This window comes from Halorientalis sp. (genome assembly GCF_028275115.1).
Taxonomy (GTDB): domain Archaea; phylum Halobacteriota; class Halobacteria; order Halobacteriales; family Haloarculaceae; genus Halorientalis.
Genome location: NZ_JAQCNH010000024.1, coordinates 24,175 through 47,780, shown reverse-complemented (window position 1 = coordinate 47,780; position 23,606 = coordinate 24,175). Strand labels below are relative to the sequence as shown.

The 23,606-nt window shown below is 65.6% G+C and carries 22 protein-coding genes; 11 read left to right on the top strand and 11 right to left on the bottom strand.

Annotated elements, in window-relative coordinates; all coding sequences use genetic code 11:
• The first annotated feature begins 25 nt into the window (after positions 1-25).
• The 7 genes from Q0964_RS03655 (at position 26) to Q0964_RS03625 (ending at position 8,574) form a co-directional block, all read left to right on the top strand.
• Positions 26-1,300 carry a Single-stranded DNA binding protein gene (locus Q0964_RS03655; RefSeq protein WP_299263527.1) on the top strand — a complete coding sequence of 425 codons (1,275 nt, stop codon included), beginning with the start codon at positions 26-28 and terminating at the stop codon, positions 1,298-1,300.
• Complete coding sequence (locus Q0964_RS03650) at positions 1,297-2,925, top strand: hypothetical protein (protein WP_299263525.1); 1,629 nt, start codon at positions 1,297-1,299, stop codon at positions 2,923-2,925. The genes Q0964_RS03655 and Q0964_RS03650 overlap by 4 nt, the downstream gene beginning before the upstream one ends.
• Positions 2,925-3,671 (top strand): metallophosphoesterase, encoded by a 747-nt coding sequence (locus Q0964_RS03645; protein ID WP_299263523.1) that lies wholly within the window; start codon positions 2,925-2,927, stop codon positions 3,669-3,671. The genes Q0964_RS03650 and Q0964_RS03645 overlap by 1 nt, the downstream gene beginning before the upstream one ends.
• 611 nt (positions 3,672-4,282) lie before the next feature.
• Positions 4,283-7,117, top strand: a complete 2,835-nt coding sequence (locus tag Q0964_RS03640) for a DEAD/DEAH box helicase (protein ID WP_414652128.1) — start codon at positions 4,283-4,285, stop codon at positions 7,115-7,117.
• Positions 7,118-7,147: 30 nt separating this feature from the next.
• Positions 7,148-7,645, top strand: a complete 498-nt coding sequence (locus Q0964_RS03635; protein WP_299263520.1) for a macro domain-containing protein — start codon at positions 7,148-7,150, stop codon at positions 7,643-7,645.
• A 70-nt stretch (positions 7,646-7,715) separates the two neighbouring features.
• The gene (locus Q0964_RS03630) at positions 7,716-8,282 is read left to right on the top strand and encodes a DUF8121 family protein (RefSeq protein ID WP_299263518.1); all 567 of its coding nucleotides are present in this window, start codon (positions 7,716-7,718) and stop codon (positions 8,280-8,282) included.
• A gap of 25 nt (positions 8,283-8,307) precedes the next feature.
• A complete protein-coding gene (locus Q0964_RS03625; RefSeq protein ID WP_299263516.1) occupies positions 8,308-8,574 on the top strand; it encodes a DUF8145 family protein in 267 nt (88 codons plus the stop codon).
• On the opposite strand, the gene Q0964_RS03620 is transcribed toward Q0964_RS03625, so the two are convergent.
• A complete protein-coding gene (locus Q0964_RS03620) occupies positions 8,557-9,666 on the bottom strand; it encodes an alpha/beta hydrolase (RefSeq protein ID WP_299263514.1) in 1,110 nt (369 codons plus the stop codon). The genes Q0964_RS03625 and Q0964_RS03620 overlap by 18 nt on opposite strands.
• Positions 9,663-10,637, bottom strand: a complete 975-nt coding sequence (locus Q0964_RS03615) for an aldo/keto reductase (RefSeq protein WP_299263512.1) — start codon at positions 10,635-10,637, stop codon at positions 9,663-9,665. Before Q0964_RS03615 ends, Q0964_RS03620 begins: the two co-directional genes overlap by 4 nt.
• A gap of 46 nt (positions 10,638-10,683) precedes the next feature.
• Between Q0964_RS03615 and Q0964_RS03610 the strand changes: the two genes are divergently transcribed.
• Together Q0964_RS03610 and Q0964_RS03605 are read left to right on the top strand one after the other, a co-directional pair.
• Positions 10,684-11,184, top strand: a complete 501-nt coding sequence (locus tag Q0964_RS03610; RefSeq protein ID WP_299263510.1) for a hypothetical protein — start codon at positions 10,684-10,686, stop codon at positions 11,182-11,184.
• A 1-nt stretch (position 11,185) separates the two neighbouring features.
• Entirely contained in the window at positions 11,186-11,596 is a 411-nt protein-coding gene (locus Q0964_RS03605) for a hypothetical protein (RefSeq protein WP_299263508.1), read from the top strand.
• A 5-nt stretch (positions 11,597-11,601) separates the two neighbouring features.
• Here the strand turns inward: Q0964_RS03605 and Q0964_RS03600 are convergent, their stop codons facing one another.
• Genes Q0964_RS03600 through Q0964_RS03590 form a run of 3 tightly spaced genes read right to left on the bottom strand, consistent with a single transcriptional unit; the run spans position 11,602 to position 15,375 of the window.
• Entirely contained in the window at positions 11,602-12,660 is a 1,059-nt protein-coding gene (locus Q0964_RS03600) for an ABC transporter permease (RefSeq protein WP_299263506.1), read from the bottom strand.
• Positions 12,647-14,503: a PrsW family intramembrane metalloprotease gene (locus Q0964_RS03595; protein WP_299263504.1), complete on the bottom strand. Its 1,857-nt coding sequence runs from the start codon at positions 14,501-14,503 to the stop codon at positions 12,647-12,649. Before Q0964_RS03595 ends, Q0964_RS03600 begins: the two co-directional genes overlap by 14 nt.
• Positions 14,500-15,375, bottom strand: a complete 876-nt coding sequence (locus Q0964_RS03590; protein WP_299263502.1) for an ABC transporter ATP-binding protein — start codon at positions 15,373-15,375, stop codon at positions 14,500-14,502. The genes Q0964_RS03595 and Q0964_RS03590 overlap by 4 nt, the downstream gene beginning before the upstream one ends.
• Positions 15,376-15,468: 93 nt before the next feature.
• Between Q0964_RS03590 and Q0964_RS03585 the strand changes: the two genes are divergently transcribed.
• On the top strand, positions 15,469-15,891 hold the full coding sequence (locus Q0964_RS03585; RefSeq protein ID WP_299263500.1) for an SRPBCC family protein: 423 nt from the start codon (positions 15,469-15,471) through the stop codon (positions 15,889-15,891).
• A gap of 20 nt (positions 15,892-15,911) precedes the next feature.
• On the opposite strand, the gene Q0964_RS03580 is transcribed toward Q0964_RS03585, so the two are convergent.
• From Q0964_RS03580 to Q0964_RS03560, 5 genes are all read right to left on the bottom strand, one after another.
• The gene (locus Q0964_RS03580; RefSeq protein ID WP_299263498.1) at positions 15,912-16,148 is read right to left on the bottom strand and encodes a transcriptional regulator; all 237 of its coding nucleotides are present in this window, start codon (positions 16,146-16,148) and stop codon (positions 15,912-15,914) included.
• 192 nt (positions 16,149-16,340) lie between these two features.
• Positions 16,341-18,566: a PAS domain S-box protein gene (locus Q0964_RS03575; RefSeq protein ID WP_299263496.1), complete on the bottom strand. Its 2,226-nt coding sequence runs from the start codon at positions 18,564-18,566 to the stop codon at positions 16,341-16,343.
• Positions 18,567-18,671: 105 nt separating this feature from the next.
• Entirely contained in the window at positions 18,672-19,541 is an 870-nt protein-coding gene (sucD, locus tag Q0964_RS03570; RefSeq protein ID WP_299263494.1) for a succinate--CoA ligase subunit alpha, read from the bottom strand.
• Positions 19,542-19,614: 73 nt separating this feature from the next.
• Positions 19,615-20,760, bottom strand: coding sequence for an ADP-forming succinate--CoA ligase subunit beta (gene sucC / locus Q0964_RS03565; protein WP_299263492.1), 1,146 nt, complete (start codon positions 20,758-20,760; stop codon positions 19,615-19,617).
• A 321-nt stretch (positions 20,761-21,081) separates the two neighbouring features.
• The gene (locus Q0964_RS03560) at positions 21,082-21,735 is read right to left on the bottom strand and encodes a DUF7979 domain-containing protein (protein ID WP_299263490.1); all 654 of its coding nucleotides are present in this window, start codon (positions 21,733-21,735) and stop codon (positions 21,082-21,084) included.
• Between the two features lie 176 nt (positions 21,736-21,911).
• Between Q0964_RS03560 and Q0964_RS03555 the strand changes: the two genes are divergently transcribed.
• Positions 21,912-22,880, top strand: a complete 969-nt coding sequence (locus Q0964_RS03555; RefSeq protein WP_299263488.1) for a transcription initiation factor IIB — start codon at positions 21,912-21,914, stop codon at positions 22,878-22,880.
• A 10-nt stretch (positions 22,881-22,890) separates the two neighbouring features.
• Here the strand turns inward: Q0964_RS03555 and Q0964_RS03550 are convergent, their stop codons facing one another.
• Complete coding sequence (locus Q0964_RS03550; protein ID WP_299263486.1) at positions 22,891-23,604, bottom strand: bacteriorhodopsin; 714 nt, start codon at positions 23,602-23,604, stop codon at positions 22,891-22,893.
• Positions 23,605-23,606 lie beyond the last annotated feature (2 nt).

Here is a 23,606-nt window from a genome sequence, read left to right as displayed (position 1 = left end):
ATTCCACCCTCCCGAACGGGCGTGCATGGAGTTAGACGAGCATGCCGAGGACCTCGCCTCCGACCTCGGTGTCGACACAGAGGAGGTCAAATCCGATCTCGAGAACCTGGTGAGCTACAGCGTCCCGGTCGACGAGGCCAAACAGAGCCTCCGCCGGAAGTACGGCGACGGCGCCGCGGGCTCGACGGGCGCGCCCAGCGCCGTCGACGTAACCGACGTTTCACCCGGGGACTCGAACGTGACAGTGACAGCGCGCGTCCTCACCGTGGGGAAACGCCCGATTCACTACCGCGGCGAGGACCAGGTCATCTTCGAGGGTGAACTCGCCGACGAAACCGGGAAAATATCCTACACTGCATGGGAGGATTTCGACCTCGAAGCCGGCGAAGTCGTCGAGATGGGTAACGCCGGCGTCCGCGAGTGGGAGGGCAGTCCGGAACTGAACCTCGGGGAGAGCACGACCCTCTCCCGGGTCGACGAGGACCTCGCCGTCGAGTATCCCGCTGGCGGAGACGCGGACCTGTCGTCGCTCTCGCCGGGTGACCGCGGGGTCAACGTGGAGGTGCAGGTCGTCGAGTGTGAGCGCAAGACCATCGACGGCCGTGACGGCGAGACGGAGATTCTCAGCGGGACGCTGGCCGACGAGAGCGCCCGGCTTCCCTTCACAGACTGGGAACCCCGAGCGGACCTGCAGACGGGCGCCACGCTCCGCATCGAGAACGTCTACGTCCGGGAGTTCCGCGGCGTCCCATCGGTGAATCTCTCCGAGTTCTCCCGCGCCCAGTCGCTTTCAGGCGGCGTCGAGGCTCGGGACGACCCCGAGCGGCTCCCGGTCCGTGAGGCAGTCGAGCGCGGTGGCGCGTACGACGTGGAACTCGTGGGCAACGTCATCTCCATCCGCGACGGGTCGGGGCTCATCGAACGCTGCCCCGACTGCGGCCGCGTCGTCCAGAAAGGGCAGTGCCGGAGCCACGGCGCGGTCGAGGGCGAGGACGACCTGCGGACCAAAGCCATCCTCGACGACGGGACCGGCACCGTGACCGTCGTCCTGGACGACGAACTGACCGCGGAGGTGTACGGTGGCGGACTGGCGGACGCGAAGGAACACGCCCGCGACGAGATGGACCAGTCCGTTGTCGCCGAGACCATCGCGGATCGCGTCGTCGGCCACGAGTACGCGGTCCGGGGCTCGCTGTCGGTCGACGAGTACGGCGCGAACCTCGACGCGACGACGTTCGCCAGGAGTGCCGACGAACCCGCCGAGCGTGCGCGGGCCCTGCTCGCCGAGGTGGACGGATGAGCGGAGACGAGTCGGACCAGGGCGGCGCAGGCCGTCGCGAGGTCGCATACCGAATGTTCGCCGCCGAGTACGACGACGCCGACTTCTCCTACTCGGAGAGCGACGAGGAGCGTGCCCCGAACTACGTCGTCACGCCGAGTGGGGCGCGCGTCAACCGCCTGTTCGCCGTCGGCGTCCTCACCGAGGTCGAGCAGGTCAACGACGACGTGCTGCGCGCTCGTGTCGTCGACCCCACCGGGGCGTTCGTGGCCTACGCCGGTCAGTACCAACCCGACGAGATGGCGTTCCTCGACCGGGCTTCGCCGCCAACCTTCGTGGCGCTCACCGGTAAAGCTCGTACGTTCCAGCCCGACGACTCGGACACCGTCTACACGTCGGTCAGGCCAGAGAGTATCAACGAGGTGGATGCCGAGACCCGTGACCGCTGGACCATCGCGACGGCCGAGCGGACGCTCTCCCGCATCGAGACGATGGCTGGCGCGCTCGACCGGGAGGAACGTGGCGACGACCTCAGGGACGCCCTCGCCTCGGCTGACGTCGACGAGGGGCTGGCCGCCGGCACCGCGCTCGCGCTGGACCGCTACGAGACGACGCCGACGTATCTCGACGCGCTCAGGGAGGTCGCGCTGGACGCGACCCGCGTGGTCGCCGGCGAGGTCGACGAGGTCGACCCGCTCGTCACCGACCCCAGTGGTCAGGGGAGCGTTACGGTCGCCGACCTCGGCGGACTGGACCTGTCGGCCGGTGAGGCCACCGAACCGACGGAGACCGCCGAGCCCGAAGCGGAGACACCGACCGCGACGACCGACACGGACGGTACTACATCGACGGCCGACACGGACGCATTCGACCCCGCGACGACTGACGGCACCGAACCGCCGACGGCCGACGAGACTCCGGCTACCGAGCCGGTCGAGACCGACCCACCGGAGCCCTCCGGCGAAGGAGTTGCCTCGGCGGACGCGGAGCCGGAATCGAACGATACGGACCCGTCGACCGACGATATCGGCGACGTTGAGTCGACCGGTGACGTCGCCCCCGCCGCCGACGAGACAGACGAGGAGGTCGGCGACTTCGACCCCGGGGAGTTCGAACTCGATGCGGACGAACGAGAGGAGATAGAGGAGGAGTACGGCACCGACTTCTCGACCGGAACCGAAGTCAGCGAACCCGGCGAGGCCGACATCGAAACACCCGACCCGGAACCGGCGACGGACGGCGCGGCACCCGAACCCGACTCCGAGCCAGCGGAACCGGCCGGAGACACAGTGCCCGCGACCGAGACGGTCGAGTCAGTGTCCGCAGAAGAGCCCGTCGAGTCCGCCGCGGAGACGGCCACAGCGTCCACGGAACCCTCCGGCGCGGTCGAGGCCGACGAAACGGCCGACACAGACGCCGACGAGACGGCGGTCGACGAGTCCGCCGAGGACGTGGCCCTCGAAGACGCCGTGATGGACGCGATGCGGGACCTAGACGGCGGTGACGGAGCCGACCGCGCGGCTGTGCTGGAGCAGGTCGCCGACCGCACCGGGGCTACTCCGGACGAGGTCGAGGACGCGGTGCAGGACGCGCTGATGGACGGGCGCTGTTACGAGCCCGACGAAGCGACGCTCAAACCGATCTGATGACGGTCGAACCGGTACCGGATGCGCCGGCCGCCGTCGCCACCCTGCCAGACGGGCAGGCGCTCGTCGTCGCCGACTACCACGCCGGCCTCGAGGTTGGCCTGCGCTACGACGGCGTCGAACTCCGGAGCCAGGCCGGCGACCGCCGCGAGGCCGTGTTGGGCCTTCTCGAACGGACGGCGGCCGACCGGCTGGTCCTGCTCGGCGATTTCGGCCACGCCATCGGCGACCCCGGCGGCGAGGAACGTGAGGAGCTCGAGGCACTGCTCGACGCGCTGCCGGTGCCGGTAACGGTGGTCAAGGGTAACCACGACGGCGACCTCGACGACCTGCTGGCCGACCGTGACGGAGTCGACGTGACGCCGGGCCACGGTCGGCGGTTCGGCGGGGTCGGATTCGTCCACGGTCACACGTGGCCGTCGCCGGACGTCCTGGCCGCCGACGTGGTCTGTATGGGCCACGAACACCCGATGGTCCGGTTGGAAGACGAAGTCGGTGGGGCGCGGGCTGAGCGGGCGTGGCTTCGCGGGCCGCTCGACCCCGCGCCGTTCGCGGAGTTTCACGACGCCGACATCGCCATCGACGGCGAACTCGTCGTCTTCCCGTCGTTCAACGACCTGACCGGTGGCACGTGGGTCAACGTCGAGGAACAAGGGTTCCTCGCACCGTTTCTCCCGACCGGCGTCGACGAGGCCCAGGCGTACCTGCTAGACGGGACGCGACTGGGTGCGTACCGGCAGGTCTGAAAACAGTTACGCCTTCGCACAGGCGAGGGCCTCCTCGGATTCCTCGAACTCCTCGCCCTCCGTCCCGGGTGCTGTGACGTTGGACTTCACCGACGTAGGCCGCTTTTTCGAGCTCGACGATCCGTGTGAGGTGTGACCACGTCTTGTTGATGCGGTCCTTGACCTCACCACTCGGACTCCGCGCACCGTCGAACACGACGATCGTCGCCGTAATCTCGTCACGGCCCGACTCCTGCTCGTGCCAGGCTTCGCCACGGTCTATCCCCTCCTCGAACAGTGTCTCGAAGCCGTGAATCCGCCAAATTCCGACATTGTCGCTCTCCTCGTGACGCAACACGGAGAACTTCTCCTCTGTCGACACGCGGGTAGTAGTACGTGTACAAATGTCAAAGATACCGGAGCGTACACTCTATTTGGATACTGGAGGCAGGCAACTGGCGATGCTCAGTTCCTATCGAGTGTGCGACCGGTGCCGATGCGGAACGCTTCGTGGGGTGCGTCGGTCGAACCGGTCGGTGCTACACACGGCACGGACCGGAGCGGTGTGTTCGGATGCCGGAATGGGAGGGCGGGATGGCAAAAACAGTGTGTTTAATCGGTTCGCTCCGCTAATGCAGGTGATGGTAGAATCGGGGTCGGTGGCGGCCTTCGCCGAACTCGGCTCGGCGGTCCGGGCGGCACTCTCAGAACGCGGCTTCTCGACACCGACGGAGCCACAGCGCCGCGCGATTCCACCGCTTGTCAGGGGCGACCACGGTCTCATCGTCGCGCCCACCGGGACGGGAAAGACAGAGACCGCGATGCTCCCAGTGTTCGACGCGCTCGAAGGAAGCGAGCGGTTCGGTATCGGCGCGTTGTACGTGACGCCGCTGCGAGCGCTGAACCGCGACATGCGTGACCGATTGGAGTGGTGGGGCGATACGCTGGACCTGCGAGTCGACGTGCGACACGGAGACACGACGGACTACCAGCGACAGAAGCAGGCCAACGATCCGCCGGACGTGCTGGTGACGACGCCCGAGACGCTGCAGGCGATGCTCACCGGAGAGAAATTGCGGGTCGCACTGCAGGATGTCGACCACGTCGTCGTTGACGAGGTCCACGAACTCGCGGCTGCCAAGCGTGGCGCACAGTTGACGCTCGGGTTGGAGCGACTGCGCGAGGTTTCGGGGCCGTTCCAGCGGATCGGGCTGTCCGCGACCGTGGGCGACCCCGGCGAGGTCGGGAAGTTCCTCACCGGTGACCGGGGCTGTACGGTCGTAGAGGTCGATGTGGGCAACGAACTGGATATTGCAGTTCGGGAACCCCGGACGACCGACGACGACGAGGGGTTGGCCAGCGAGTTGCTGACGAACGTCGACGTGGCGAGTCACGTCAGAGCGATCGACGAGATCGTCAGTACCCACGAGTCGACGCTCGTGTTCGTCAACACCCGCCAGACGGCCGAGGCGCTCGGCTCGCGATTCAAGGAACTCGGCACGGACATCGAGGTTCACCACGGCTCGCTGTCGAAGGAGGCCCGGGTCGAGGTCGAAGACCAGTTCAAGACTGGCGAACTCTCGGGGCTGCTCTGTACGTCCTCGATGGAGCTGGGAATCGACGTTGGTAGCATCGACCACGTCGTTCAGTACCAGAGTCCGCGCCAGGTCTCGCGGCTCCTTCAGCGCGTGGGGAGAGCGGGCCACAGCCGCGACGAGACGTCCTCGGGGACGGTGATTACGACCCGACCGGACGACACCTTCGAGGCGCTGGCCATCGCCCGGCAGGCACAGGCTGGCGCCGTGGAACCGGCCAACATCCACCACGGCAGTCTCGACACCATCGCCAACCAGATCGCCGGCCTCGTCATGGACTTCGGAGAAATCTCGGCGGTGGAGGCCTACGAAGTCCTCACCCGGGCGTACCCGTTTCGGGAACTGGCGGCGGACGAGTTCAAATCAGTCGTCCGTGAACTAGCCGAGAACCGCGTCGTCTGGCTCGACGCGGATGCAGACCGTATCGAGAAGCGCCGCGGAACGTGGCAGTACTTCTATCACAACCTCTCGATGATCCCCGACGAGGCGACCTACGAGGTCGCTGACATGGCCAGCGGCAGACAGGTCGGCACCCTCGACGAGCGGTTCGTCGTCAACTTCGCCCAGCCCGGCGAAATCTTCATTCAGCGCGGCGAGATGTGGCGCATCACCGAGGTCGACGAGGACGAGGAGGAAGTTCTCGTCACGCCCGTCGAGGACCCCGCCGGCGAGGTCCCGTCCTGGGTCGGGCAGGAGATTCCCGTCCCACACGAGGTCGCCCAGGAAGTGGGCGAAGTTCGGGACGTCGGCGCCAGCCAACTCGACGGCGCGGTCGGAACCGAGGCCGTCGCCCGCGACCTCTCGCGCAGGTACCCGGCCGACGAGTACACTATCGCGGAGGCTCTCGACCAACTGGACCGTCACGACGCACCGGTCCCGTCGGGGGACCGGATCCTCGTCGAATCACACGGGCGTGACGTCGTCCTGAACGCCCACTTCGGGCACACAATCAACGAGACGCTCGGTCGGGTCCTCTCGGCGCTGTTGGGCCAACGAACGGGCTCGTCGGTCGGGATGGAGATCGACCCCTACCGGATCGAACTCGAAGTTCCCAGGGGGATCACGGTCAACGACGTGCTAGCGACACTGCGCGAGACCGACCCGGAACACGTCGCGGGAATCGTTGAGCTCTCGCTGAAGAACGCCGACGCGCTGAAGTTCAAGCTCGCACAGGTCGCCGCGAAGTTCGGCGCACTCAAAAGCTACCAGCGTGGCTCTAGTGGCGGGTTCGGCAAGCGCCGGCTGCTGGAGGCCCTGGAGGACACGCCGGTCTACGACGAAGCCCTGCGCGAACTACTCCACGAGGAACTGGCCGTCGAGGGAGCCAGCGACACTCTGGCGGCGATCCAGTCCGGCGAGATCGAGATCGAGACCGTCCCCGAGCGCACGCCGGTCGGCCTCGGCGGTCGCTCGTCGGGCCAGGAGTTGCTCGCGCCGGAGAACGCCGACGCCAGTGTCATTCAGACGGTCCGTGAGCGCATCCGGAACGACCGCATCCTCCTCTTCTGTCTCCACTGTCAGGACTGGGAGACCAAGCGGCAGGTTTCCCGCGTGTCCGACCAGCCGAACTGCCCGGGTTGTGGTTCGACCCGCATCGCCGCGCTGAATCCGTGGGCCGACGAGGTGGTGTCGGCGGTCAAGCAACCAGAGAAAGACGACGAGCAGGAGAAACAGACCCAGCGGGCGTACAAGGCGGCGAATCTCGTCCAGAGCCACGGAAAGCAGGCGGTCATCGCCCTGGCTGCCCGGGGCGTCGGCCCGCACAACGCCGCCCGGATCATCAGCAAGCTCCGCGAGGACGAAGACGAGTTCTACCGGGACATCCTCGCACAGGAACGGCAGTATGCGCGCACCCAGTCGTTCTGGGATTGATTTTTCGGGCTGGCACCCCACAGTCCGTATATGCACTTCGAGGCCGTGCAAGGCGACATCGCGGCACAGGAGGCGGATGCACTCGTCAATGCGGCCAACACGAGCCTGCGGATGGGGTCGGGCGTCGCCGGCGCGCTCCGCAGGGCCGCTGGCGACGAACTGAACGAGGAGGCTGTCGCGAAGGGGCCTGTCGATCTCGGCGGCGTGGCGACGACCGAGGCCTACGAGTTGAATGCCGAATACGTGATTCACGCGGCGGCGATGCCGGCGGGCGGGCAGGCGACGGCGGACTCGATTCGGGCGGCGACCTGGAACACGCTCGAAGAGGCCGACGCGCTCGACTGCGAGAGCCTGGTGTTCCCGGCGCTTGGCACCGGTGTCGCAGGCTTTTCACTGCGGGAAGGGGCGAGGATCATCTGCGAGGAGATCAAGGCGTTCGCACCAGCCACCCTGCGTGACGTCCACGTCATCGCCTACAGCGACGAGGACTACGAGACGATACAGTCGGTCGTCGAGTCGGTGCGATGAGGGTGTGACCGGTGTTGGCCGGCGACAGTTCGCCAACAACGTCTTTACGATACCGGCGATACGGGGTGGTATGGACAGACGACGGGCGCTCGCCACAGTCGGGAGCGGGCTCTCGCTCCCGCTCGCAGGGTGTGTCGTCGGGGGTGAACCAGTCGTGGGGACGACGGCGCTGTCGGGACCGACACGGCGCAGCGACGGCGCGAAGACTCACTCCGGGTTCTCCCGCGAGGGTGCGACAGTCGCGAGAATAAGCCTCCTAAAGCGTAGGTTCGACCCCGGCCCCGGAGACGGTGCGGGACGGTTTCGGCTCTCGGTGTCTCACGGTGCCGAGCTACGGACCGAGCGCCTGCGGTATCGGCTCCGGGCACCCGCGGGTGACCTGCGAGCGGCCGGCGGGGACGCCCTGGTCGCCCATCACGTTCCAGCGGGACGACGAGCAGCCACAGACGCTCGTCGAAGTCACGGACCTCGGACGGCAGGGGGTCGGAAGGTCACACTCGATTTTTTGACCGACACCGCAGCAGAGGCCGATGGCTTCGGCCTCGCCGTCGACGCCATGGCGACGTTCTCCGGGCCCGGCGTGGGGCAGTTCCGGGCCACTGGCTCTCTCGACCGCCGGCTGGAGCGCAACGCATGAGTGGCCGGCGACCTATCACTCGACGATGAACGTCCCGGACGAACCGCCCGTCGACTGCCCCGTCTGTGAGACGGCCTACGAATCGGTATCGGTCCACGAAAGGGGGCTGATGGTCAACCTGACCGCCAACGAGCGGTACCGACGGGTCTGCTTCGAGCCGGTGGCCCGTGACGGCCGCTCTGTGGTGCGGTTCTACCACCACACACACGAACAGGCCGACACCGCGAGCGGTGAGGGCGCTGCCGAGGGGCCACACCGAGGCGTGCCGGCCGACTCAAATACCGGCGGCTGACCGGATGGCCGACGCGACCGCTCGCGGTCGCTCCTCCTCAACGAAGTGACCCACGTCCTCGAAGGCGGTGACGTGGCCCGACAACTGTGGGAGCCCCTCCTGCCAGCGCCCCAGCACAGAGGGCTTCCCGCAGGGGTCCCAGCGACCGACGACGGCGCGGACCCCGACATCCCGCCCGCGCGGGCCCCAGGCCGCTCCGAGCGACCGGCGGATGCGCCCGTAGAACGGGCCGGTATCGCGCAGTCCCAGGTCCGAGTCCTCGTAGACGTTGCCGTGGCCCCAGTAAGGCGTTTGCCTGACGAGTCGCTTAGAACTGCGGACGTTCACCGGGTCGCGAAACTGCTGTCTGAACACCCGATGCGCCGGGGCGTCTCTGGACGGGGACAGCCCGAGCCTCCTCGCTGCGACGTACCGCGTCCACCCGCCGTAGAGCCGGGCGGGACGCGTCGGCGAGGCGTGAAACAGGACGTAACTCGCCAGGTCGCCCCAGAGCGTGTCGGGAATCACGTCCGGCGTCCGGGCCCACGGCAGCCACCAAGCAGGATAGGTCGTGTAGGTCGGCCGGTCGGCCGGCATCGGGAGTACGGTGCTGTTGCAGAGAACGAGGTTCGAGACCAGTTCGGGGTACTGGAGGAACGCACCGACGCCGATGGGGCCACCCCAGTCGTGAACGACCAGTGTCACGTTCTTGAGGTCGAGTGCCGGCACGAGGGCGGCGAGGTTCTCGGCGTGATCCATACACACCATCTCGTGGTCGGCAGTGTCCGAGAGGCCGAAGCCGACGTGGTCCATGGCGACGACTCGTACCGTCTCGTCCGTCTCGTTCAGCAGATTCGTGATTACGTGCCGGTACGTGTAACTACACTCGGGGTTGCCGTGGACGAAGACGACGGTGTGGTCCGGGTCGGCGTCGGCGCTCCGGCTCGGTTCGATGCGCCCGCCGCCGTGAACGCTGTCCCGGACGAACAGCCGCTTGCCCGCGTCCCTGCCGTCGGGAACCTCGAACCACGAGCCACAGCCGGTGGGGTAGTAGTCGGCCGGCACGTCCGCGACTGGCGTCTCGCCGGGCTGATCGTACCAGACCGACGTCACTCGTGGCCCGACACCGGCACCGGTTCGTAGGGCTCCTCCAGCCACGCCGCGTCGCTCTCGACGAGGTCGATATCGAGCGCCTCGACGGCCTGTTCGAGGTGGTCGATGCTCGTCGTACCGATTATTGGCGCGTCCACTGCGTCCTTGTCCAGAATCCACGCCAGCGCGATTTGGGCCATCGTCACGTCGTACTCGTCGGCCAGTTCCTGCACCCGGCGGTTGATCTCCGGCCCACCGCCCTGCATATAGGGGTGTTCGTACAGGTACTCCTCGTTCTCCCCGCGAGCAGTGGCGCCGACGTCCTCGTGTGGGCGCGTGAGATACCCCCGTGCCATCGGACTCCACGGGATGACGCCGATGCCCTCTTTCTCGCAGTAGGGCAACATCTCGCGTTCTTCCTCGCGATAGACGAGGTTGTAGTGGTTCTGCATCGTAGCGAACCGGTCCAGCCCCAGCCGGTCGCTCGTGTGCAGCGCGTCGGCGAACTGGTGGACCCACATGGAACTCCCGCCGACGTAGCGGGTCTTCCCGCGCCGCACGGCGTCGTCCAGCGCCCGCAGAGTCCCCTCGATCGGCGTGTCGTAATCCCAGCGGTGGATCTGATAGAGGTCCACCGTGTCCATGCCCAGCCGGTCCAATGAGGCGTCGAGTTCCTGTTCGATCGTCTTCCGGGAGAGGCCGCTCGAGTTAGGGTCGTCCTCGTCCATCTGGAAGAAGACCTTCGTGGCGACGACGTTCTCCTCGTGGCGGCCCTCCAGCGCGTCGCCGAGCACGCGCTCGGACTCGCCCGTCGAGTACATGTTGGCCGTGTCGAAGAAGTTGACCCCCAGGTCGATGGCGCGGTCGATGATGTCGTGGGCCGCGTCGTCATCTAGCATCCACTCCCGCCAGTCCGGATCGCCGAAACTCATACAGCCCAGACAGAGCCGGCTGACCTCCATCCCCGTCGATCCGAGGGTCGTGTACTCCATGGCGGGCCGTCGGGTTGTGGCGTAAAAAAGCTATCTCGTCGGTGGTATGGCCAACGGGAGTCGTCGCTTCGGCGGTGGGAGCAACCGGCGGCTCGCCCGCTTCAACGCGAGTGGTGACGTGCAGTGGTCACGGGTCTCCCAGTCCTGCAGCGGTTGGGACCGGGTCGAAGAGATGGTGGCGACGGGCGACGGTGCGGTGCTGGCCGTCGGTGGACCGATGGCGTTGCGTGTCGATCCGAGCGACGGGAGCGTCGTCTGGCGACGACCGTACGCGGCTGTCGTGACCGGCGTCACACCGAACGCGGACGGGTTCGCCCTCGGAGGAACGAGTGCGCCGAGAGCGACGTACTCGACGGCTGGCTCGGTCGGATTGCCAGCGACGGTTCACTGCAGTGGTCGGAACACTACGTCCGCGAGGGATTCAACCGACCGGAGGCACTCGCCGCCACGACCGACGGTGGGTTCGTCCTCGGCGGTCGCACGGATGCCGGTGGCACGTCCGAACTCCCCGCGCGGGCCGTCGGGACGGACGCCTCGGGCGACCTGAAGTGGAGCGCAAACTCCAGGACCCGACCATCGACAGTTGGATTTACGGGATAGCGGCCGCCCGCGAGAATCACGTTGCTGTCGCCGGGAAGTCGGTCCCCGGAAGCGGCTGCATCGTCCTACTCGACGGCGAGGGCCAGACCGTCGCCGAACACAGTGTCGGCGAAGTCGCACAGGACGTCACCAGTCTCGAAGATGGGGACTTCCTGGCAGTCGGTGCGTCGGGGGGTGACGACGCGACTGTGTACGCTCCGGAGTACCCGCAGTTGGAAGCCCCGTCCGAACCCGGCAACGAAACGACTGACCGAGGACGACCGCCGACAACCTCCGGACCCGGGTCAGGGTTCGTGGTCGACGCGGCAGTGTTCGCGCTCGCTCTGGTCGCCGCCAGGGTCACGCTCTGTCGTCGATAGCCGTCTCACAGACTCTCCACGTCCAGCCCGCGCGTGTACCGCCGTGCTAGCCCGTACAGTCCGACCGCCACCGCGACGTACACCACGACCAGCACGTAGGTCGTCGTCGTCGCACTGTCGACGGCCAGTTTCGCCACCGTCGTCGCGGGGTGTTCGGGCAGGAACACCGCCGAGGCGAACAGGCCGAGCACGCCGATGGAGTAGAGCAACTGGGCCGACCGACGTTCGCCCATCACGAGCCCCAGCGTCACGCCGACCACGACGACGATGCTGGCCATCGCGCCGACGGTGACGAGCAAGAGCGGGACGTTCGAGACGTTGATTCCGTTGAAGGAGAGCAGGACGATCCACAGGAGCGCCTGCACGGGCGCGAGCGCGGCCATCGCCGCGGCCTTGCCGTCCACGATGTCGACCAGATCGAGCGGTGCGACGCGCAACAGATCGAGCGTGCCGCGTTCGATCTCCTCGGTGATGGCGTCGACGGCGACGGAACCGCTGATGAACGGTGGCAGGAACAACAGGAGGGGCAGGAGGATAGTGTAGGTGAACCCGAAGTAAGGGCTAGCCGACACCTCGCCGGGGAGCGGGACGGGCGGAGTCTCCAAGAACGCCTCGCGGGCGTTGCGTTGCTGGCGCTCGAAGGTCTGAAGCACTTCCCGCAACTGGACGACCACCAGTGTCGTCCGGATGCTTCCCTCCGGCGCGGTGGCCTGGATTGAGATGCGGCTATCCGGCTGTCTGGTTGCGATCATCACCGCGTCGACCGCGCCGTTCTGGAACCCTTGGAAGGCGGTCGCGTTACTCCGGTACACCGTCGCCTCCGCACTGTCGGTCTCCTCGATGGCACGCAGGAGGCTCTCGTTTGCCTCGCCGGTGACGCCGACTTCGACCCTGCCGGAAGCGCTGGCTCCAGGGTCGTACAGCGAGGTCAGACCGACGACGAGGAACGACGAGAACGCCGCCACGAACAGTTGGATGAGCAACGCGAGGACGATGGTCTTCTCGCGGGACAGTGAGGCCAGGTCTCGTCGCGCGATGGCGACGCGTGGGTCAGATGAGGCCACTGATACTCACCACCGCGTAGTTGTAGACGAAGTGAATCGCCATCGCCACCACCAGTGCGGTGGCGTACGCCCGTTTGTTTCGGCTGGCACCGACTGCCGAGATGGCCGCCGTGACCACGTGCAGTGCTAGCGGTGCCAGCAGTAACCCGATGGCGAGTGGAATCGTCGGGAGCCCGGTACCCGTCGCGAACAGTGCCTGGCTGGACGGCAGTTGCTGCGGGAGACCGACCAGTTGGATGATCAGCGAGAGCTTCTCGGCGAGGAAAAAACCGAGGCCGCTGAACGTCCCAATGACGAGGGCAGGCCGGAGTCCCGACCCGAACCGCCTGTGTGTGTACCCTGCGTAAACGTGCAGGCTCTTCGCGGCCTCCTCTATCACGACGACCACGACGAGGACCATCGGGACCGAAATCTCGATGGGAAACACCAGCGTCAACATGTACAGCACCGCGACGCCGAGGAGTTCGGCCACCAGGACGAACGGGATCAACAGTGCGGTCGTCAGCCCGACCGTCCACTTGCCGCGGACGCGGGCTGCGAGCGCGTCCAGCGTTTTCAGCGGAATCGACCGCTGCGTGAACATATCCTCCTCGCGATAGATGCCCGCACCGAGGGTGAACAGGACGCCGGCGGTAAGGAGTGGTGGGACCAGCGAGAACGCGATCTCGCCGAGACCGATGGCCTGGCCCTGCAGGTTCCGGACGATGATGGTCAGTGGCGAGATGAGCGCGATGGCCCCGGCGTCGGTGAAGATGGCCGGCACGAACGCGTATGTCGTCAGCGACACGGTGACGGTGACCGTCACGAACGTCAGCTCTTTGAACGAGCGAGCGAACATCGCGCCGACGAACGTCGCCCCCAAAAACAGCAGGGCGATCGGCGTGACGGCCAGCACCGAGATGCCGACCGAAACCGGATCGACGGCCGGCAACTCCAGCGCGGCGGCTATCACCGCCGCGATGCCCACGGCCGCACTCAGGTACGGCAGCGTTTTCCCGCCGATGATGTCGAACCGTGAGACCGGCGCCACAAGCAACAACTCCCCACGACGTTTGAGCCGTTCCGACAGCATCGTACTCCCGTAGGCTTGGATGATGAAGTTCAGCGGGAGGACGAAGAGGAACGCCAGGACGAGCGACTGAAAGGGGAACGGCGGGGAGATATCCGCCGGCGTTCCTGAGGCGTTGCCGCCGGCGAGTCGGCCCGCGATACCGCCGACGCCGCCCGCGCTGCTCGCCGCATCACCGATGTTTTCGCCGCCCCCACCGCTGACTGTCCCGTCGGTCCCGTTCCTGGCGGTCGGCTCGCCGTCGGTGCCGTTACCGCCGCCCTGGGTTCCGTTGGCCGACCCCTCGCCGCCCGTTGAATCCTGTCCGGCGCTGGTCGAGATTACCTCGCGGACCTGCGTGCGCTCGGCGTAGCCCAGCGAGACCTGAACGGGGAAGGCCGCGGACTGGTTTTCCTCCTGGCGCATCTGCCGGTTGTTGTACGCTCTGACCGACGAGCGCAACTCCGTCTGGGCTGCCGCGGCTTTGCTCGTCGGTGCGCCGTCTATCGCCAACCCGTCGAACCTGAGATCGATGTCCTGCCCGAGGGCCGCACTCGGCTCTCGGACGGCGAAGGTGGGGTCTTCGGCCACGACGGGGTAGTAGTCGCTGCTGTTGGTGACGCCGGCGCGGTAGATACCACTGTCGACGGTCACGCCGGAGGTCGCTGCGTATGGGGCGGCGACCCCCACGGCCAGCAACGCCAGTGCGCCGACGACGACCGTCCGCCGGTCGACACCGCCTGCGTTCTTCGTAATTTCCCACCGTGCGATCCGCAGGAGTTTCCGTGGATTCACGTCTTGGCCCCCGACTCCGCCAGGTCGAGGAACACCTCTTCGAGGCTGGACTCCTCCGTTCGGATGTCAACCACAGAGCCCTCGGCGTTCTGGGCGTCGGTCCGAACCCCTTCCACACCGTCCATGGAGTCGACGACGGTCCGGTAGCGACCGTTCTCTTGGACACTGCCCGGCAGTTCGACGGTCGTGAAGACGTGATACTCCGTCTCGCCGTGTTTGGCCTGCAGGTCTTCGAGAGGGCCCTGTGCGACGACTCGCCCCTCGTTCATGATAGCGATCCGGTCACAGATACTCTCGACGTGGTAGAGATTGTGTGCGCTGAACACGATGGTCTTGCCTTGTTCGGCCAGACTGCTCGTGAAGTCGATGACGTAGTTGGTCGTCAGCGGGTCCAGACCGCTGGCGGGTTCGTCGTAAACGAGGACGTCCGGGTCGTTGATGAGCGAGCGCGCGATGGCGACTTTCCGCTTCATGCCCTTGGACATGTCGCCCAGTTGGCGCTCGCGGTGTTCGAGGTCCAACTCGTCGAGGGTGTCGTGGATGCGGCGGTCCGCGACGCCGTCGTCGACATCGTAGAGGTCGGCGAAGAAACCCAGGTACGACAGCGGCGTCATCTCCTCGTACAGCGGTGACTCCTCCGGGAGAAAGCCCAACCGGCGGCGCATCTCGTTGGTCCCGGCGTCGTGGCCGGCGACGGAGACGTCGCCGGCGGTCGGTTCGAGGAGGCCGGCGAGCATCTTCAGCGTCGTCGTCTTGCCGGCGCCGTTCGGGCCGATGATTCCGTACACTTCGCCCGCGTCCACGGAGAACGTGCTGCCCTCGACGGCGGTGAACCCGCCGTACTCTTTGCGCAGGTCCCGAACCTCGATCATTCCACTGCCGCTAAGCAAGCCGACATTGTATAAGTTGGCACCCGATTATCAGAGGCTGGAAAGCGTTTTTGTCGTGGGGACCTCCGGTTCGGTATGCTCGGCCGCGAGTTCGCGGACGTGACTGCCGGTATCGAGCGGACGCCCGACGGACGACGGCTCTGTGTGGCCCGCGAGCTCGACGCGCCAGCAGCGGTGCTGTGGGACTTCCTGACCGACACCGAACGCTGGCCGGAGTGGGGCCCGTCGGTCCGAGCCGTCGACTGTGAGAGCCGGCAGATTGCAACTGGGACCACGGGCCGGGTCGAGACGGTAGGGGGGCTTCAGGTGCCATTCGAGATCACGAGTTGCCGGAACAGACGCTGGACCTGGCGTGTGGGAAAGATACCGGCGACCGGTCACCGCGTCGAGGGCGAGCGCCCCTGCCGTGTGGTGTTCGAGATACCGTTGCTCGCGAGCGGGTACGCGCCGATGTGTGCACGGGCGCTCAAGGACTTGGCGCGGCTATCCGATGAGTGAACCGCAGAACGAACCGGTGGTTACTGTTTCGCGACTCGGGCGTTCGATACTTTATGTATGTCCTCGCCGATACTGTCGCCCTCGCAGTCTTCTGTCGGGCAGCGATAGTGCCATCCGTCGGTCGTTGCCGCTCGTTCGGCAAAGCGCTCGCCACAGTTATCACAGAACAGCTCACCTTCTGAACAGGTGTCTCGGTGGAGGTCGAGTTCGAGTTCCGTGGCGAACGTGCGCTTGCAGTTCCTGCAGGTGTGAGCCATGCTAGAAACAATTTGAATCAAACCTTATATCTGCACCGGAACGTTCATTCACCCTGATTCGAAGCGTGAGTGCCGTCTAATCACCGGACAGCGTCGAGATTGCCGTGGACAACTCGGGTAACGGTCACTCGCCGGGGTCCAGAACGAGTAGTTCACCCGACCGATACGTGATGGTACGTACTGCTCTGTTGTCTACTTACCGTCGGTCCAGTCGATACCGAAGACCTCGAACCGCGCTCCGGAGGCGGATTCACGCTGTTTTTGCCCCGAGCCACCGCTCGCTTCGCTCGCGGTCACCCGGAGGGTCCAGCCGTGGGCCTCTACGATGTCCCGGACGATCACCAGCCCGAGACCGGTCCCCTCGTCGGACGTCGAGTAGCCCGAGTCGAACACGTCGTCACGCTGCGAGTCCGGAATCCCCGGCCCATCGTCCTCGACGTAGAAGCCCGACTCTGCCTGCCCGCCGTCGGCGGCACTCTCCGCGTCACAGATTGAACCGATTGAGACGGTGACCGTCTCCCCGCCGTGTTCGACCGCGTTGCGAAAGAGGTTCTCCAGCAGGGACGCCAACCTGGCGTGGTCGGCTCGAAGCACCCCGAGGTCGTCTTCGAGGTGGAGCGACGCCTCGTAGGTCTCGACGTTCCGCCAGGCACGCCGTGCTGCCGACTCCAGGTCTACCGGCTCCATCTCGCCGACTGTCTGTCCGTCTCGGGCCAGCGTCAGCAGGTCGTCGATCATTCGCTGCATCCGCGACGCTGACCGCTCGATGGCGTCGAGGTGCTCCTCGCCTGGCCGCTCTCGCGCGATTTCGACCCGGCCCAGGATGACGTTCAACGGGTTGCGGAGGTCGTGAGAGACGACCGAAGCGAACCGGTCGAGGCGCTCGTTCTGGCGACGCAACTGCTGTTCGCGGGCCTTTCGTTGGGAGACGTCTCGGACGACGCCCGCAGTCCCGCGGAACTCCCCGTCGGACATGAGAAGCGCCATGTTGTCCTCGCAGGCGTGGTGTGAGCCGTCCCTGCCGATGGCCTCCATCTCGAAGGTAGCACGCGTTCGCTCCTCGCTTTCGAGTAGCTCTGTGATGAGTTCGCGAGCCGTCTCCACGTCCTGCCGGCGCATCACTTTCCCGACGAACTCGCCGAGCAGTTCCTCCTCCCGATAGCCCGTCACCGACAGCAGAGCGTCGTTGACGAAGGTAATCTGCCCCCGCTCGTCGAGCGTATACACGGCGTCCCCGACGGCTTCGACGATAGTCTGGTACTGAACGAGCTCCTCCTCGCGGGCCAGGCGGTCGCTGATGTCCCGGGCGACACCCGCGATAGCGTCGATTTTGCCGTCCTCGTCGAACAGTGGTGCGCCCCGGAACTCGAAGGGGAGCCGCCGTCCGTCCTTGGTTCGAACTTCGGCCTCGATCACCGCACTCCCGGTCGTGACGGCATCGCGGACCTTCTGGACGGCCTCGTCGTAATGCTCCTCGGGGAGCAGGTCGAGGGCGTCCATCTCGTTTAGTTCCGCGTCGGTGTAGCCGGTCACCGCACAGAGCTGGTCGTTCCAGCGCACCAGTCCGCCATTCAGCGAGAACACGAAAATCACGTCCTCGAGGGTGTCCAGAATCGTCTCGGTGAACGCTTTGGTCTCGGCGAGCTCCCGCTCCTGACGGCGGCGCTCTGTCACGTCACGGACCGACCCCAGTACGGCTGCCTTGCCATTGTACCTCGTCGTCTGGACCGAAAACTCCAGGTGTCTGGTCTCGTCGTCCTCGCGCAGGACCCTGGCCTCGTATGTGTTGGGCGCCTCGTCGCCGGAACGGCGACGACGGGCGCCGACCGATTTCACCCACGCTCTGTCTTCGGGGTGGACCAGGTCCCAGATGTCCATCTCGTACAGTTCGTCTGTGTCGTAGCCGGTGATCTCGGAAATCCGGTCGTTGACGAACAGGAGCTGGTCGTCCTGATAGATGTAGATACCGTCGTGACTGCGCTCGACCAGCGTCCGGTAGCGCTGTTCGCTCTCGCGTAGAGCCTGCCTGCTCTCGTAACTTTCGACGCCATCGGCGATGGCCGTGGCCAGTGCCTCGGGCGGATTCGTCCCGTCGCGCCTGACGTAGTTTGTCACACCGGCGCTGATAGCCTCGCTCGCGACCCTGTCGTCGGGCTGGTCGGTGACCAGAACCACCGGAAAGTCGGGATACTCCGAACGGAGTCGCTCGGTCAACGCGACGCCGTCAGTGTCGGGGAGCGCATACGTCGTCACCAAGCAATCGGCGTCCGGGACGTGCGTCAGTGCTTCGGCCCCGGTTACGACGGTCTCGACGTCTGCCGCTCCCGACGAGGCGACACGGGACGTGGCCACGTTCAGCAACCGGTCGTCGGTCCCAACCGCCACGACCGAAAGCGACTCTACAAACGAGGCTGTCATGATGCTTCAATTGGTAACCAGATTGTTAATCTATCACCTAAAACTACCGGAAACTTTCAGCGCGCTCGGACGTGACCGACCCGGGACGGAAACTGGGGTGCGGGCTTACACGATGTCCGCGATGTGGTCGGCGACTTCCTCGGGGGTGTCACCGACGGGTGTGCCAGCGTTTTCCAGCGCGTCGATCTTCGATTGTGCAGTTCCGGTCCCGCTCCCGGAGACGATGGCCCCGGCGTGACCCATTCGCTTGCCCGGTGGGGCCGTCCGACCGGCAATAAAGCCGACGACAGGGGTGTCCATGTTCTGGCCGATGTACCGGGCGGCCTCCTCCTCGTCTTCGCCGCCAATCTCGCCGCACATGACGATAGCGTGGGTGTCTGGGTCGGCCTCGAACAGTTCGAGAGTATCGACGAAGTCCGTCCCGATAATCGGGTCGCCGCCGATACCGATGGCGGTGGTCTGACCGAGGCCACGTTCGGTGAGGTTGTCGACGACCTGGTAAGTCAGGGTGCCCGACCGCGAGACCAGGCCGACGTTACCCGACGAAAAAATGTTACCCGGCAGGATGCCGAGTTTGGCGACGCCGGGGGTGATGACGCCGGGACAGTTCGGGCCGACGAGGTGGGTGTCGGTCTCCTGCAGTTTGCGGTAAACCCTGCTCATGTCCTGGGTCGGGATGCCCTCGGTGATGGCGACCACGAGGTCGACGGGGGCGTCCAGCGCCTCGAAACAGGCGTCGGCCGCGAACGCGGGCGGCACGAATACGACGGCCGCGTTGGCGTTTTCCTCTCGGGCCGCCTCGCCGACAGTGTCGTAGACGGGCACGCCGGCGACGTTCTGGCCGCCTTTGCCCGGCACCGCGCCGGCGACGACGTTCGTGCCGTAGTCGAGCATCTGTTCGGTGTGGAACTTCCCTTCCCCACCCGTGATACCCTGCACCACGACGCGCGTCTCTTCGTCGACGAGGACACTCACGCGAACCACCCCGTGGCGAGCGTGCGGTCGATACTCGGGAGCGAACCACCGGTGAGCGAGCGTGTAACAGAACTCATGCTGAATCTTCCTCCGCGTATTCGACCGCGCGCTGAACGGCGTCCTCGAGCGTCCTCTCGACGGTCACGAGGTCCGTGTTCAGAATCTCCATGCCCTCCTCGGCGTTGGTGCCGGCGAGTCGGACGACGACCCGCTTAGGAATCTCGTCAAAGGCCTCCAGAGCCTCGTTGATTCCCCGTGCCACTTCGTCGCCGCGGGTGATGCCACCGAAGATATTGAATACGACGGCGTCGACGTTCTCGTCGGAAAACACCATGTCTAGAGCGTTCGTGACGCGCTCGGCCTTCGCCCCACCACCGATGTCGAGGAAGTTGGCAGGCTGGCCGCCGTAATAATCGACTATGTCGAGTGTCGTCATTACCAGTCCCGCGCCGTTACCGATGATGCCAACGCTGCCGTCGAGACTGACGTAGTCGAAGCCGTAGTCGTTGGCCTTCGCTTCGAGGCCATCCTCGGCGGCCTCTTCCTGCATTTCGGCGAGATCTGGCTGGCGGAACAACGCGTCACCGTCGATGTTCATCACCGCGTCCGCGGCGATGACCTCGTCGTCCGCGGTAATCATGAGGGGGTTGATCTCCGCGTCGGAGCCGTCTTTCGCCGCCCAGAGGTCGTACAGCGTCGTCAGGACACCAGCGACGTCGTTCGCGACCGTTCGGTCGACGCCGGCGTCGTAGACGGCTTTGCGAGCCTGATAGGGGTGCATACCGAACGCCGGGTCGACGTGTTCGCGGGCGATAGCGTCTGGGTCCTCGGTTGCAACCGCTTCGATGTCGACGCCGCCGCGTGTCGAGACCATGGCGACGGGTTTGCCCTCGCCGCGGTCCATCGTGACACCGACGTACAGTTCGTTGGTGAAGTCGACGGCTTCCTCGACCAGCACGCGGTCGACGAGATAGCCTTTGAGGTCCATCCCGAGGATCGCGTCGGCGGCCTCGCGGGCTTCCTCGGCGTCGTCGACGAGCTCGATTCCGCCGGCCTTGCCGCGCCCGCCGACCTGTACCTGTGCCTTGATTGCGACCGGATAGCCGATGCGCTCGGCCGCGTCGACCGCCGCGTCGACGGTCTCTGCGAGCTCCGCGTCGGGGGTGGGAACCCCTGCGTCCGCGAAGACCCGTTTTGCCTGGTACTCGTGGAGCTTCATTACCACCGTCAACCGTGCCCGCAAACCGCTTAAATCCACACGGTCTCTATCCGCTGTCTCCACGCTCCGACGCGTCTCAGGTGCCGATCCGTCACCCACTCGCCCTATTATTTGTGGTTATGCATAAATTCAATAGTGATAATTTGAACCCAGCATTGAAATCAAATAGAGACGTATCACTTCGTGCTGGCACGTAACAGTGCCACACCCCACCTTCCCACCCCCCGTTTCCCACCCACTTTTGATCGCTCGTCGTACACCGACCGGTCAGTTCCCGCCGTTTACCGACGCGACCGGCCGGTCGCTGCTGGCAACCCGGCCTCAGAACTCGCCGGCCAGCCGCCGCTCTCGCATCGTTCGGTAGAACAGATAGCCCAGACTGACGATGGCGGCTATGAGTATCAGGAGGATGACGATCCACCCGCCGAGGAAGCTCAACCCACCGAGCAGTTCCGTGTACCGGTAGTCGAGGTTGAACACGAGCAGGAGGACACCGGCGCTCGTCATGCCGCCACCGATGTCGAGTGGCTGCGGTCGCCAGACGTAGAGTGCGCCCATGGCCGCGAGAACGAACCCGAGTCCGAGCAGGCCCTGCGACCGGTTCGACTCGGTGCTAAACTCCGGCCGACTCAGCGTCCAGACGTGGAACTGCTCGTCGCCGCGCTCGATCCGATAGACTTCGCCCTCGACGCGGACCGCCCGGTCCGCCTGGACGAACGTGAACTCCGCCGGCCGGTTCTCGTCGCCGCGGAAGGTGATTCGGCCAGACCCGGCTCTTCGTGCCCGGTCGACGAGGTCCTGTGCAGGGTCGGACAGGTTCTCGTAACTGTAGTTCGCCGCGGTCGTCCCGTTGTACGAGTCGAACACTCGTACCTCGTTCACCTCGTCCGGATTCTGATAAACGTACAGCGGATTCGCCAACAACAGCACAGCGATTATCAGCATCCCCACCCCGAGCACCCGATGATCCTCCATTTATCAGCAGACATTTTTGTCCGTGGACGTAAACTTTTCGTGCAGTAAATCGGCCGCATGCGGACGTCTACTCCCGATATACTCCCGCTGGGACCCGTGACAGGCAGGGAGTTCGTTCCAGTTGGCTGACGTACCGAAGGGTATTTATATGCTCCTGCTTGTTCTATATAAGAACGATGGTTCGTCCGAGTCGCCAGCGGGAGCGCGAGCAGGACCGAGCGACCGAGAAAGAGACCGGGGACGACGAGGAGATGCAGAGTTGCCCCGAGTGTGAGTCAGCAAATCTGGTTTCGAGCGCTGACGGGGGTGAAATCGTCTGTGAGGACTGCGGACTGGTGATCGAGGAAGAGAACATCGACCGGGGTCCCGAGTGGCGCGCGTTCAACCACAGCGAGCGACAGAACAAGTCCCGCGTGGGCGCGCCGACGACACAGACGATGCACGACAAGGGACTGACCACCCAGATCGACTGGAAAGACAAAGACGCCTACGGTCAGTCGCTGTCCTCGGAGAAGCGAAGTCAGATGCACCGGCTGCGGAAGTGGCAGGAACGAATCCGGACGAAAGACGCCGGCGAGCGCAACCTCCAGTTCGCGCTCTCGGAGATCGACCGGATGGCCTCGGCTCTCGGGGTTCCCAGGTCCGTACGGGAGGTCGCCTCCGTCATCTATCGGCGAGCACTGAACGAAGACCTCATTCGTGGCCGCTCCATCGAAGGTGTCGCCACGTCCTGCCTGTACGCCGCCTGTCGGCAGGAAGGAATCCCACGTTCCCTCGAGGAGGTCTCCGACGTGTCCCGAGTCGACCAGAAGGAGATCGGCCGCACCTACCGGTACGTCGCACAGGAGCTCAGCCTGAAGATGGAACCGGTCGACCCCAAACAGTACGTGCCTCGGTTCGCCTCGGACCTGAACCTCTCCGAGGAGGTCCAGTCGAAAGCAAACGAGATAATCGACGAGACTGCCGAGAAGGGTCTGCTCTCGGGGAAGTCACCGACCGGCTACGCGGCCGCCGCCATCTACGCTGCCTCGTTGCTCTGTAACGAGAAGAAAACGCAGCGCGAGGTCGCCGACGTGGCACAGGTCACCGAGGTCACCATCCGAAACCGCTACCAGGAACAGATCGAAGCGATCGGCGTCCGGTAGAACCCCCCTCTCAGTCCGCCGCCGACGGCTCCCCAGCCTCCGGTTCTGTGTCAGTGACCAGCGACGCGACCGCACGACCGTTCAGCGCGATCAGCCCGAACCCGACCTTCGCGGCAACGTCGATGTACGAGATGACGAGCGCCTGTGTCTCCAGGTCTAGGAAGTTGAGCCCGCTCTGTGCCAGGAGCCAGACGACCGGGTAGATCAGCCACAGAACCGCGATGAAATTCAACAGCGTTCGGTACGTCCCGGCTACCGCCTCGGTCTTGGCGCGGGCCGCGTCGCTGACCGGTCCGTACAGCACGTAGAGCACGCGGAGAAACCCCAGGCTACCGGCCCCGAACAGGAGCCACTTCAGCGGGCCGTCGGCCATAGAACCGCCGAGCCCGAGGGCGATCGTCGCTGCCTGTACGACCGACACTTCCCAGAGGTACCGCCCGGTGACGCCGACGAGCAAGGCGAGGTACGCCACGTGCATCGGCGTGGTCACCAGCCAGTCGATGTAGCGGACGAGATACACCGTGTGGCCGTCCGCGGCTTGAATCGTCAGGATTTCCGTCGACAGCAGGGCGTACGCGACAGCGGCGATAGCACCGACGCCGATCAGCAGCCAGTCCTCACGGGCGTTCTCGCCGGGCACGCGCCACATTGCGTACCCCATCGCGAGTGTCCCGCCGATCAGTCCGAGCGTCCCGAGCTGGAACCAGGTTGTAATTTCGGTCATTG